We start from the raw sequence: 13,399 nt of genomic DNA, 5'->3' as shown, positions 1-13,399 counted from the left end.
TTAAATCTTTCTCAAAACAAATAGATTCCCTTCATTGCCTCTACCGATTCGCAAATCCTGATCTAGATAAGTTGTCTCTAGCCATCCTTTTTGATCTTCTCTTTTAATTTGGAAGTCGATCGCAAATAATTTCTTAGGCGATCGCAAAGTATCAATAAAACTATCTACATTCTGATAGCCAATTAAGTTTTGTGAACCAGCTACCAAGCGCTCAAAATTCACTTTAACTCGTTTCTCATCAACCACCGTAAAATTTGCACAGACACTCACTATCCCACTTAGTAACGGCAGTCCTTTAATCTCGGCAACATTAAAAATCTTGCCTTCCGCTACACGCAAACATTGATATATATTACCTAGTTTGTACAACGGGAACCGATCAATTCCCAAAAGCTCTTGGCTAGTCGTAAATAGCAATAACCAGTTACCATCTAATAGCTCAGGAGTGTTATTTGGAGAAGAGTTAGGATTTAATTCTTCAAGATAAGCCACTGCCGAAAAAATCGCCTTACGCTGATTTTCGGACATTTGTAAGCCGCGATTCACAGGTGCGATCGCATTAATAAGATTTGCTTTACGAGTATTACTAGTCATGCTTTCATTCTAGACGAATCCAAACCAGACAGGATTAACGTATGTATGTTTTAGAAACCCATATCTAAAACCTAAACTAATCGCCAATTAGTTGACAAAGACTTGATTTCAGGGCTTACCAGCCTCTAAATTATATCTCTAGGTATAAATGCTGGGCAAACATTGTTGTGTAAATCTTGTGCAAAATAATCGATATAGTGTAGACTATGGCACGTATTGAATAAAGATACACTTGATGAAATTTAGATAATGTAGATCTAAGTTTTCTCGTAATTTCTGCGATCGCTAGTACTGTTTGTTGCTCGGTTTCTCATTCCTAAAGATGAGGAAATCTTGAGCAAGAAATTAATGATTTGTAGAATCTGGAAGAGTCTCCAAATTACGATTTTCTACAGTTCATAATCAACTTTTGTAATTTAATTCTATTATTTGAGAATAAATTTTGAACTCAATTCAAAATTAAGTAGAGATCGTAGCCTATAATTTTGGGTCTCTACTTAGTTGATTACTTGAAATGTCAAATATTTTGTTCAAGTTGTAGTTGACAACCTATTTTAGGAATAATTACGGATAGTTCGCTGCTATCAAAAACTGGTAGTTTTCAACATTGCCTTTTACGGAAACACATTATTGCTTTTTAATCAGGAAAATTAGAACTATATGCGTAATTATAGTAAAAAAACTAACTCAAAGTCTTCATTCTATCGGTTGATAGCAGCGACATTGACAATAAGTGGAGTGTCATCGTTACTACCCTATCTTGCAATAGCTCAGGTTGTGCCTCCGACACCAGCAAATACACCAATCCTCAACCGTGCATCTGGTACTTATGTAGACCCAAACAATCCTGGCACACAGATTAACGCCACTTCCAATACAGTTACAGTAACCGTTGCTGAGGTAGCAGGTATTACGAATGTGCCTGCGGGGATTATCGATGTCAACGGTGGTAGTGTCGCTCTCAATGACGTACTTAACTTTGACTTTTTAGTTACAAATACAGGGAATGCTCCTAGTAATATCGTCTTCCCAGCAGTCGCAAACATTACAACAGTAGGTTTAAACGCTGGTACATTGCAGTATCAACTAGACCTCAACAATGACGGCGATTTTCTGGATCTTGGTGAAGGTTTACAGACAGGTTCATTTACCACCACCACACCAATTCCTGCGGGTAGCTCTGTGCGAGTCAGAGTTGTTGGCACGGTAACAGCCGCAGCCGCCGGCGCACCTGTCAGCGTCCGATTGGGTGATACTGGAGCCAATGACAACTCGGCAGGTACTCAAAACCAACCAGACTCAGGTCTCGAGCCTCCTCTCGTAGGCGTTGATGGTACTAATGCTAATGAAGTGCGTACAGTTAACGTTGGTCCTGATGCACCTGTTAATGGTGAGCGCGAAGCATCCGCAATTCAAGCAACCACGGTTGCTACTGCTGTTCGTAATGTAGCTCTAGCCACTGTCTTAAAAGCAAGAACGGCTTACGATCCAGGTCCTACAAACGCAGTGACGGACGATCGCCTTACCTATCGTCTAAATTTAAGAGTAGCCAATACATCCCCAGATCCTGCCCAGTTCACCCCAGCCAACCTCGAAGGAACCACAGTTAATGTCGATACTGTAGTCCAAACCCGCATCTTGGTATCTGACGTGATTCCTGTAGGCACAAGAATTGATGACACATTTGATGCAGCCTTAAATTTACCAGCGGGCTGGCAAGCGGTCTATCAATATACAGCAACCGCCGCAGGTACTATTCCCGTTGTCAGCGCTGCCCCTGGAGCCTTGCCAGCCGCAGCGTGGTCAACTACGGCTCCAACTGCTGGGACTGCACCGAATGTTGTCCGTGTTGGTTATATTTTTACAGGGACACTTGCTCCAGGCTTTACTACTGAGTTAGTTGCTAACGCTTTCCAATTCAGAGTTATTACAGTTAATCTGCCTCCTGCAACAGGTGGTGTAATTAATAATATTGCCCAAGTATTTGGCGAAACCGTGGGTGATCCGACAAATCGCGTGGTCTATGACGAATCAGGTGACCAAAACCCAAATAACTTTGAAGGCGCTGTACCTCCAGCACCTGAAGGTACATTATTCACACCTGCTACAGATAATGGTGTACCCAATCCAACCACCCAAAGTACTGATCCAAATAACAACAACACAGGTACAGGACCTGGTGGAGAAGTCAACATTTTCCCAATTGTTCCAGCAGGTGGCATTCTGAATGGACCAAACAATGTTCCAGGTGCGATCGGACCAAGTACTACTAACCAAGATGACTTTACAAACCGTTCCACTGGACTGACAGCACCCCAGTCAGTCCCTGCACAAGTCTTGCCATATGATCCACCACCGATTATTTTTAACAACACGTTCCAAAATCCGCCCAGCAATACAACTAACCTAGATACAGTCCGTCTGTTGCCATTGCCTCCAAATAATCCCTCTGTGCCAGGTGTTTCACAACAGCCAGCCGCAGATATTCCCGATGGCTCTAGAGTAACGATTACTTTTGGAACCCAGATCGCGGTTTATGACTATACAGCAGCAGGTGGCTATGTCTTCAATGCAGGATTAAGCTCTGGATTGCCTGTTGGCTCGACAAGTATTTTGGTCAATGCTCTAGCGCCAAATGTACTGAATAACTATACTGTCTCCCTTGATTTACCTCCTGGACCTCAGAATACACTTCTATCAGTTGATCGTTTTATCGCAAATGGTGCCGATCGCGCAGGATTTAACGTGCCGATTGTTGCTTTTGTGGATAACGATAATAATGGCGGCTTTTTAGCTGCCAACGATCCGATATTTAATATCACAATTGATCGCGGTTATACGGGTTATGTAAGGTTGCGGAAGCAGTCTCAAGTTTTGCAAGGCACTAACCCACGCCCTGTCACCGCTGCCAATGGCACACTTGACGAAACTGCTAAGACCGCAGAGCCAGGCAATATAGTTCGCTATGTAGTTGAGTATGTTAACTTCTCAACGCCTCTAGCTGCTGCTGGCGCAGGTAGCGTAGTTCTAGATGCTGCGAATTTAGTGATTACAGAAAATGGCACAACTGCACCGAACAACTGGGCAGGGGTATCGTTACATTTCAACAATCCCGCAGTCGCTCCAGCGGTTGGCGGATTTGCTCAAAACACCTTTGCTTCGCAAGGAACTGTTACCTATGATGGTGCAGCCATTCCCGACCCAGCAACAGGAACTGCCATCACGACTTATGTAAATAATGTCGGCACGATTCAACCCGCAACTAATCCAGCTATCTTCCAAGGCGTTTTACGCTTCCATCGCCAGTTGCAATAGCATCTGAGTCTATCGCCATTTTCAAATGAGCAGATGCTCATTTGAAAATGGGAAATTAAGATCATTAAAGTTTTGAGATTTTCAATTTGTCTATGACAAATTGAAAATCCCTATACAGCTCAAGAGAGCAAGAAAAGAGAATCGATTCTTTTTTTAGATATAGACAAACAGACAAGAATTTATCGAAGTTTTGGAGCCTATAATGAAAAAATTTGTTAAACCCTTGTATCTAGCTGTCGGGGCTGTGATACTACCTATGTTGCTATTGTCTACTGCGATCGCAAGTAACAATAGTTCTACTAACGTTTCTGAATCGGATTCGCGGGTAGCTCAACAGCAGCAACCTGTGGAATTATTATTAGCAGCTGAAAAACGCCAAATCAGCCGTGATGAATCAGGCAAAGAAAAAATTTCTTGGAATGCCCTACCTTCTAATTCCCAAGTAATTCCTGGCAGTGTTTTGCGCTACACAGTGACAGCGAAGAATAACACTAGTCGTAATATGCGTAATCTTATGGTGATTCAGCCGATTCCAAACGGAATGGTCTACATCATCCCATCCGCAACTGCATTAAATACCCCAGGCGCTAAATTGGAATTTAGCATTGATGGAAGTAAAACTTTTACAACTCAACCAATTGTTCGCGTGCGTACCCGTGGCGGCATCATCGAGGAGCGTCCTGCTCCAGCCGATGCCTATACCCATGTACGCTGGGATTTTGGAGAAGCATTACCAGCAAATTCTAAGGTAATGGTGGCTTATCAGGTTCGTGTCAAGTAGTTAAGATGATGCACCGTGCCTTTTACGGTGCATCATCACCCATGATTAAAACTAATTTATCCCGATTGAATATCTAGAGTGATAGAACTTTGATGAATATGCGATCGCTCAAAAAAATAATCAAGCGATATGCTTTCTTTTTCTGGTTATGGCTAGGAAGTTTAGCGTTATGTCTTTGCTTAGCGAATGGCGCTGCTTTCGGTCAAGCGCGAACCTTTGGAATTCAAAATCGCGCAAGCGGTAGCTATGGCACTCCAGGTGTAGCGACTCCAGTTCAAGCATCTTCGCCCTTAAACGTTATAAATGGCGATCGCCTCATCGATCCTCTAGGACAGATACTCGATTGTGGTGGCAAGGAGTTTGCTGACTATACTGGTTTTACTGTGGGCTTATATCAAGCAATTGGGAGTGGTGGCGAAATCGGCGCACCTATTGCTTTAACCCCAACTAATCCGCCAAACACAGTCCTGCCAGAAGGACTTGCCCCTAACATCTTAAACGTCAATCCATATTCGATTACAAATACAGCCGTAAATGGTAGGCGCGGGATATATAACTTCTTGTTAAATGGAGTGCAAAGAGCTCCAGGCAGCACCTATATCCTAGTTGTGAATCCCCCTCCTAGCCTTAGACTCGGACAACGGCGAATTAGGATCGTAATTGGCACACAAAATGGATTGCTCTTGCCATATACAGCTACAGCAGTGGATGGCAGACCCATTGGAATTGACGGAGTTTTCTCGGTTACTGAAAACGTAGTTGTCAACAATGCTGCCCTGAATGCTTTGTCACTGATCGCATTGCAGCTTAACTCAGCTCTATCTGTGTGCGAGGCTCGCGAGATCCAAATCATCAAAACAGGTGATCGCGCTGCTGCTGAGCCAGGAGATATTGCATCCTATCGTCTGACGATCAAAAACCTCACAACTACGACTTTAATTAACCCAGTTATTACAGATTCTTTGCCTGTCGGCTTGCGATATGTACAAAATTCTGCAAGGGCAGCTCTTAATGGAAATCCTGTCCCAGTTGTAGTTCAGGAAAACGGCAATAATTTATCCTTTGCGCTCCAAGCACAGATACCTGCTGGGAACATAAGTGCTTTGGTTGCCTATGCCGTAACTGTTACTCCCGACGCTGTGAGGGGAACAGGCCGAAATTCCGCTGCGGTTTCGGCAATTAGAGCGGACAACAATTATACCGTTCGCGATGGGCCCGCCCTTTTTACGATGCGAATCCGTCCTGGCATCGTTACTGATTGTGCCACCTTAATTGGAAGAGTATTTGTGGATAAAAACTTTGATGGAGAACAACAGAATGGCGAACCAGGCATTCCTGATGCTGTCGTATTCATGGATGATGGCAACCGTATTGTTACCGATGCAAATGGACTATATTCAGTTGCTAATGTCATTCCAGGTGCGCGAACTTTGGTATTAGATATAAGTTCTTTGTCAGGGTATACCCTAGCTCCCAACTTATACTTTATTGAACGCAACAGTCAGTCTCGACTTGTGAGACTATCCCCAGGTGGTTTGGCTAGAGCTAATTTTGCTGTAACTCCAGCATTTAAAGGTGTGGGAGGGCAAAAATAATGAAGTCTGCATCTAAAGCTAAATTAAAAGCTCAATTGTGTTTGCAGGTGCTTGGTCTGTTCGGCTTGTGGCTAGGAATGACTGCATCTAATGCGATCGCTTCAAACGATTCCGTCGTCAACGACGCAAGATCGTTAGAAGCATCTCCTCCTGCGGATCAACTAGCGCTAGTAACTGACTCAAACACTAAACCAAACCCTAAACCAAATCTTACAAGTACCCAACCAGCTCTACAAATTGCAGTCCAAACTAATACTCAACCAGAGAACAGTTCGGCAGCTCCTGAACCATCCAAGACTCCTCCTACTGCGGTAAAGAAAGATCAAGTTGCACCACAAGTGACTATTCTCTCTCCTGCAAACCAATCCCTGATTGATGTCCCTGCGACTACGGTTATTTTACGGATTCCCACTGGGACAGAAGTGGAGCTATCAGTTAATGGGAAAAAGGTCGATGCGAATGCGATTGGTCGCTCTGAAGTTGATGCGAGTGCTGGAATCACAACTCAGACTTGGTATGGTGTGGCTCTGAATGAAGGTGAAAACAGGATTACCGCTAAGTTAGTTGGTAGTGAAGTTAGTCAAAGTGTTGTGGTGCGCTTGCGTGGCGCGGCAACAAAAATTCAGGTAAGCACACTAGAGTCGCGTATTCCTGCCGACGGCCGAACCACCGCTACAGTGCAGGGTCTGTTGTTAGACGAAAAAGGCGATCGCTCTAATCGTAGTGCCATTGTTACCCTCACCACCAGTGAAGGTGAATTTATAGGAAATGATGCTCGACCTAATCAACCAGGCTTTCAAGTAGAGGCAAGAGAAGGTCAATTTACTGCACTTCTGCGTTCTGGACTTACTTCTGGCAATTCTATCATTCGAGCTAGCTCCGTAATTAATAATCTCGAAGTTGAAGCCTTTACCCAACTGCAACTAGAAACTAACCTGCGCCCTTCTATCCTCACTGGGGTAGTTGATTTTCGTATAGGAGCAAGAGGCACTGATTTCTATCGAAGCTTTCGAGATTTCTTGCCTACTGACGGTAATAATTCCACCAATGTTGATTTTTATGCAGCAGCCTTTGGGACTGGTAAAGTTGGAGAATGGCTGATCACGGGAGCATTTAATACCCGTCGGACGCTTAACGAAGATTGTGAAGGTAGAAGCCGACTATTTCGAGATATTCAGTTTTGCAAACAAAATTATCCTGTCTATGGAGATAGCTCAACTTTAACCACTGAGACACCCTCTTTAACTAGTATCTTTTTGAGAGCGGAGCGAACTTCTCCTGTGCCTAATGCAGGTACTGATTTCTTAATGTGGGGAGACTTCCGTACCGAAGAATTTGCCAGTCGTTCTCAAGAATTTACAGCCTTTACTAGACAATTCAATGGACTAAAGTTCAACTATAACTTTGGCGATTTACAAGCTACAGGGCTTTATAGCAGCACTACACGAGGGTTTGAGCGTGATATTATTCCGCCTGATGGTACAAGTGGGTTCTTCTTTCTCTCTCGGCGGTTAGTCACCCCTGGCAGTGAAAATGTATTTATCGAATCAGAAGAACTACTGCGTCCCGGAAATATTGTGCGCCGAGTCAAGCTTAACCGCAGTCAAGACTATGAGATTGATTATGATCGCGGCTCTCTGCAATTTCGGCAGCCAATTCTCAAAACTGATATTGGTGCAAACGGTGAAACCCTAGTTAGACGAATTATTGTCTCCTACGAATATGACAATGAAGGTGGCACTAGCAACGGTAGTAATAACAATAGTGTCTATGCAGGTCAGTTGCGCTATCACTTCAATCGCGAGCTTGGCGCAGAGAGTTGGTTAGGCGTTAATTACTTTAAAGAGAATCAAGGAGCGCGAGACTTTCAGCTTTATGGAGCTAATGCTCTAGTTTCCTTTGGCAAAAATTCTTATGTGATTGCGGAATATGCGCGATCGCAAAATAACGCCAGTGACTTGCCTGCACCTGTCTCTGGGTCTGCTTTACGCTTTGAAGCAGTTAGCGAATTTGTGGAAGGAATTATAGCTAAAGCTTTTTATCGTCAGACCGATACTGGTTTTGTCAATAATGCCACGATTAGTTTTGTCCCAGGGCAGACAAGGTTAGGGCTAAGTATTGATGCGAAGGTTTCCGATGCTACGACGATTAGGGCTTCCTATGAGCGGGAAGAGAATCGGGGTGTCGCTCCTCAGCCATTTACACTTGATAGCTTCCTCAGCCTCACCCCTCAATCTACGCCAGGCACTCCCGTTGACAACCAGCTCAGCACGCTTAGTCTGGGAGTTCTACAAAAGCTAGGTTCGGCAACTGCTGAACTCGACTTTCTGTTGCGAGACCGTCAAGATAGATTAAACACGACCTTTTCTGGCGCTTCTAGCCAATTGCGATCGCGGTTAACTGTGCCAATTCTCGAAAATTTAAAATTTATTGCTCAGAATGAAATTAGTCTATCTAACTCGCCTGACACGATTCTGCCTGACCGTACAGCCCTAGTTCTGGATTGGCAGGTAATTGAAGGTATTAGTTTACGCGTAGGACAGCAGTGGTTTAGTAGTGGCGTACTTGCTGGAAGCAGTTTTACTACTGGCGAAGTTGCTGGCAACTATAAGGTATTCCCTGACACCACTCTTTCGGGTCGATACACTTTGGTGGGTGGCGCAAATACCACCACCACCCAAGGAGCGATCGGCTTAAATCAGCGTTTAGTAATTGCCCCAGGGTTAAGAGTCGAGTTCGGTTACGAACGGATTTTTGGAAATGACCAAGTTCGGAATTCGGCGGGAGTGACGCAGGTGTTACAGCCTCTAACCACTGGCTCTAATACTTCTTCCCTTGCTCTTCAAAGTGGTGATAACTACAGCATTGGCTTTGAATATACCGATAACCCTGATTTTAAGGCAAGTGCGCGTTACGAATATCGGATATCTTCAGCGGGCGCAAACTCAGTGATTAATGCTTCTGCCCTCGGTAAGATCAGCCCTTCGATCTCTGGGCTACTGCGTTATCAGCGATCGGGAATTGCTAACCAAACGATTAACAATTTTGGAGATACCTCTAGTTTACGTTTGGGGCTAGCCTATCGAGATCCTGCTAATGATGCCCTTAATGCTCTATTACGCTATGAATATCGCCAAAACCCTAGCAGTATTCCTGAAAGCTTTATTGGTGGTATTGGCTCAGGCTCAGAAGAGCATGTTCTCGCGCTCGAAGCAATCTATTCTCCAAACTGGCAATGGGAATTTTACGGCAAATATGCTTTGCGCAATAATACTTCCTACTTGGCTCAGGATTTAATTGGAACTTCGGCGATTAATTTAGCGCAGTTACGTGCTACCTATCGACTAGGCTATAACTTCGATGTGTCGGCTGAGGGCAGATTGATCAACCAACCGACCGCAGGATTTAATGAAGTTGGCTTTGTTACCGAACTCGGTTACTATGCTACACCCAACTTGCGATTTGCTCTGGGCTACAGTTCTGGTGCAGTCAATAATGACCGAGACTTCAGTGGTACACGTTCAGCAGGTGGAATTTATGCGGCGGTAACCTTCAAGCTCAATGAACTATTTGATGGATTTGGGCTACAGAAGATTGCGCCACCGCAGCAGAAAGAACCGCTTGATCCTAGCGTCGCCATTGAATTACCCGTTAATCCGAAGAAAGCTGGTACTACGACAGCATCGGTTCCTAGTAATCTATCTGAAGTAGTCAGAGTGTCGCTTGCTCAGCCCGTAGAATTTCCAAAATCTCAAGTTAATTTGTCCCCAATTAACCAATTGGTTTTGGATAACTTAGTAACAGTGTTACGCGAATATCCTGCCCTTAATATTGATGTACAGGGTCGTTTAGCTTCCCTCACTGAGGTAAGTGCGAATAGTCCTGATGCTCAGCGACTGAGTAAAGTGCGTTCCTATTTAATGCGCCAAGGCATTGATGGCAGCCGGATTACAATGCGATCGCTGGGTGCTCCAGAAATTGACGACAAGCCTCAAGTGCTTCTTGCTCTTGGTGGCACAAGAGAGACCTTTACGCAAATATCTGATCGTATTAAGCAAGGCAATGGCAGTAGTGTTCTTCAGAATGTCCTACCTAGTGACTTGTCAAGTGTATCTTCTAATTCACCAGTTGCTTCTAGCCCTCTGCGAGTTCAAGCTATCTCACAACGGATTGAGTTTGCCCCAGTTGGCAAAATGACCGATCCTAGCAATGCCAATCTTGATTTGTTGATTAGTCGAATTGTCAATGTGCCAGAGGTAGCGGTAGAGCTGCAAGGTAATCTTGATGGCTCAGAGCTTGAAGTCAATCGCTTGATGGGACTACGCAGCTATCTAATTCAAAAGGGCATCGCGAGCGATCGCATTTTGATTAGTCCTGCAAATAACGATACTGCAAATAGCAATACCGCAAATAGTATTACGCTCACTCTTGCAAATTTGGAAGGAGTACCTATCGCCCAATTGCCTAATGGCTCTACACCTGCGAGAACGATCGCGCAACAAAATAATGATAATCGTCTCAGTCTCAATCTGTCAGGGCTAAATCAGTCTGGACTCAATCTGGGTGAACTAACTATTTCCTCATCCTCCTTGCTCAGTCAACTTCTCGATCCTGAGAACTATCGTCGTCAGCTCATCGGATTATTACCTAATCCACAACTGCTCACTATGCTTTTAGAACCGCAAGCTCAACCAACTTTGCTATCGACTAACTTCTCTACCTTCCTATCTGGTTTCCCCTTACCTGAAACTGCACCGCGTTGGTCATCTATTCCTTCAGCTCAAATTTTATCTCTCTTATTGCCTGATCCAAATGCAGCGCCTGAGAGACAACCTGATTTGATTGCTGAAGACACTAAGCGTGACTCAAATACCCGCCGTTTAGTGTCAGCCTTGAACTTCCTGCTCAGTCGCGATCGCGATGTGTTGACAGCTCTGCTGCGATCGCTAAACGAAAACCAACCTGAACTACGTGGCGAAATTATCCGACCTGAACTATTTGAAGAGGGCAAACCATGAAGAGAAGACTTACCCTCGTTATTTTGATGATGGCAGAGTTTCTAGCACTGTCGTTAAATGAGCAGTTGCTCACGATGGCGCAGACATTGCCACAGGCTTTACCAGACAACCCAGCGCCATCATCACTTCCATCATTTTTAACGATTAACGTTAATAGCAATCGAGATGACAACTTGCGCGATCGCGAATTGACTCTGCGTGAAGCAATTCTGATCGCCAATGGGACTCTCCGCACCGATCAACTCACTCCTGCTGAACTTGCTCAAGTCTTGCCCCGTAAAGGTCGCCACCAGATTCGATTTCAAAATCTTGAGATTCCTAAGATTCAGCTAACAAGTGCTTTGCCCCCGCTACTTGTGCCAATGGAGATTGATGGAACAACTCATCCCGCTTATAAAGAAGAAACAAGCTTTGCTCAAGAGATTCCGATCCCAGTCCCAGTAGTAACGATTACTCCTGCGGCTGGAGCAGAAATTTTTCGGGGTTTGACCATCACCAGCGATGATGTCTTGATTCGTGGTCTGAGTATCTACGGATTTAGCTCACGGCACTTTGAAACCGCTGTTACTCCTCCAGGCGATATCTTCATTTCCCATCGCTTACCACCACCAGACACGACCCAACAGCAGCAGCCTGCCAAAGACTTTTCCTTTTACGATCGCGATCACCCTGCGGCTCGTGTGACGATCGAAAATAATTGGCTAGGAGTTCCTCCTGATGGATCGATGCCATCTCAGCCTTCTGCTTTTGGGGTATATCTATTTCATGGTGTTGAAGCAAATATTCGCCGTAATCGGATTGCCAATCATGAAGGCAGTGGCATTATCACCGCCGTTGACACCCGCAACTCTGTCATTCAAGAGAATGTAATTGAGGGCAATGGTTTTGATGGAATGCCTGATGCAATTCGGCTTGAAGGAAGAATTGCAGGAATGCAGGTGCGCTCAAATATTATTTGTGGTAATGCAGGTTCGGCGGTATTTTTATTTAAGCCTGAAGGTGCAATTGAGGTTCAAGATAACACTGTGAGTTTTAACGCCCGTTTCTTTCGCCGCTCTGCTATTTACTTAATGGGACGCGGACATATCGTTAGCAATAATCGCATTAGTAATCAAGCGGGATCGGGTGTAACCGTGGCAGCTTTTCCTGCTAGCGATCGCAATTTGATTCGTCAAAATCAATTTCAATTCGTTGAAGGTTTAGATATTGATTTAATCTCTCGTCGCAATGTTAGTGAAAAAGATTTCCGCACTGGAGATGGGCGTAACCCTAAACGTGATTCCCATTTTCGGCGGGTAGACACGGCAAATGGAGCGATCGATGCTCCAGAATTTCGGGCTGATCGCTTTCATCTCATTGATGGCAAGGTTGGCATCGATGGGCTCGCTGACCCCAATACAGAAATTGATCTCTATCGATTGCGCGGTGGTGGTTTATATGAGTTGCTCGCCACACTCAAAACTGACGCTAAAGGCAACTTCAGCACTAGCTTAGATAACCTGAAAGCTGGTGATACCCTCAGCGCGATCGCTACCGATCTTGAGTTTGGTACATCAGAGCCTGCTCGCCCCGTTCGCATTAGCGATCTCAATACCACAATTCCAACTGCATCACCCGAAACTCGCTCTCAACCGCAATGTACGACTCCGCCACCCGTCATTGTTGAGACTCCACCAGAGCCACCCGCAGCTTTGCAACTGCCTCGCCAAGTTCACTTTGCCCTCGATGAAGATATCATCAGTCCTGTCTCCGCTAAGATCATCGACAAATTCGTAGTAGTCCTCAAGCAATATCCCACAATCTCTGTTGAGTTAGTCGGACATACTGACCCTAGAGCCGACGATGCCTATAACTTAGATTTAGGGCTCAGACGTAGTCGCTCTGTTAGTAACTATTTACGCCGTCAAGGAATTAGCCCAGAAAGGATCACCATTCGCACCCGTGGAGAGCGCCAAAGGCTAACCAATCAAAATAACATCACTAACTATGCTCGCGATCGGCGGGTAGAATTTTTCCTCCAAAATATGCAAGGGGTGGAAATTCAGCTACTAGATCAACAGGAAGATATTCAAATCGAAGGAAAAGGAAACTAATAG

The 13,399-nt window shown here is 44.7% G+C and carries 6 protein-coding genes; 5 read left to right on the top strand and 1 reads right to left on the bottom strand.

What is annotated here, in order from left to right:
- Entirely contained in the window at positions 1 to 594 is a 594-nt protein-coding gene (locus tag PseudUWO311_RS07830) for a PAP/fibrillin family protein (protein ID WP_142654644.1), read from the bottom strand.
- Positions 595 to 1,332: 738 nt separating this feature from the next.
- On the opposite strand from PseudUWO311_RS07830, the gene PseudUWO311_RS07825 reads away from it, so the two are divergent.
- The 5 genes from PseudUWO311_RS07825 to PseudUWO311_RS07805 all read left to right on the top strand — a co-directional run bounded on the left by PseudUWO311_RS07825 (position 1,333) and on the right by PseudUWO311_RS07805 (position 13,396).
- Complete coding sequence (locus tag PseudUWO311_RS07825) at positions 1,333 to 3,909, top strand: hypothetical protein (protein WP_142654643.1); 2,577 nt, start codon at positions 1,333 to 1,335, stop codon at positions 3,907 to 3,909.
- A gap of 256 nt (positions 3,910 to 4,165) precedes the next feature.
- Positions 4,166 to 4,690 carry a DUF11 domain-containing protein gene (locus PseudUWO311_RS07820; RefSeq protein WP_190303433.1) on the top strand — a complete coding sequence of 175 codons (525 nt, stop codon included), beginning with the start codon at positions 4,166 to 4,168 and terminating at the stop codon, positions 4,688 to 4,690.
- A 92-nt stretch (positions 4,691 to 4,782) separates the two neighbouring features.
- Positions 4,783 to 6,285: a DUF11 domain-containing protein gene (locus tag PseudUWO311_RS07815; protein ID WP_142654641.1), complete on the top strand. Its 1,503-nt coding sequence runs from the start codon at positions 4,783 to 4,785 to the stop codon at positions 6,283 to 6,285.
- Positions 6,285 to 11,303, top strand: a complete 5,019-nt coding sequence (locus PseudUWO311_RS07810; protein ID WP_142654640.1) for an OmpA family protein — start codon at positions 6,285 to 6,287, stop codon at positions 11,301 to 11,303. The genes PseudUWO311_RS07815 and PseudUWO311_RS07810 overlap by 1 nt, the downstream gene beginning before the upstream one ends.
- A complete protein-coding gene (locus PseudUWO311_RS07805; RefSeq protein ID WP_142654639.1) occupies positions 11,300 to 13,396 on the top strand; it encodes an OmpA family protein in 2,097 nt (698 codons plus the stop codon). Before PseudUWO311_RS07810 ends, PseudUWO311_RS07805 begins: the two co-directional genes overlap by 4 nt.
- Positions 13,397 to 13,399 lie beyond the last annotated feature (3 nt).

Source organism: Pseudanabaena sp. UWO311 (genome assembly GCF_006937785.1).
Taxonomy (GTDB): domain Bacteria; phylum Cyanobacteriota; class Cyanobacteriia; order Pseudanabaenales; family Pseudanabaenaceae; genus Pseudanabaena.
Note: the sequence above shows the minus strand (reverse complement) of the source record. Positions and strands in the feature narration are given on the sequence as shown.

Bases quoted from the DNA above. Each gene is read 5' to 3' on its own strand.
- PseudUWO311_RS07830 (WP_142654644.1), bottom strand. From the start codon at position 594: ATGACTAGTAATACTCGTAAAGCAAATCTTATTAATGCGATCGCACCT.
- PseudUWO311_RS07820 (WP_190303433.1), top strand. From the start codon at position 4,166: ATGTTGCTATTGTCTACTGCGATCGCAAGTAACAATAGTTCTACTAAC.
- PseudUWO311_RS07815 (WP_142654641.1), top strand. From the start codon at position 4,783: ATGAATATGCGATCGCTCAAAAAAATAATCAAGCGATATGCTTTCTTT.
- PseudUWO311_RS07810 (WP_142654640.1), top strand. From the start codon at position 6,285: ATGAAGTCTGCATCTAAAGCTAAATTAAAAGCTCAATTGTGTTTGCAG.
- PseudUWO311_RS07805 (WP_142654639.1), top strand. From the start codon at position 11,300: ATGAAGAGAAGACTTACCCTCGTTATTTTGATGATGGCAGAGTTTCTA.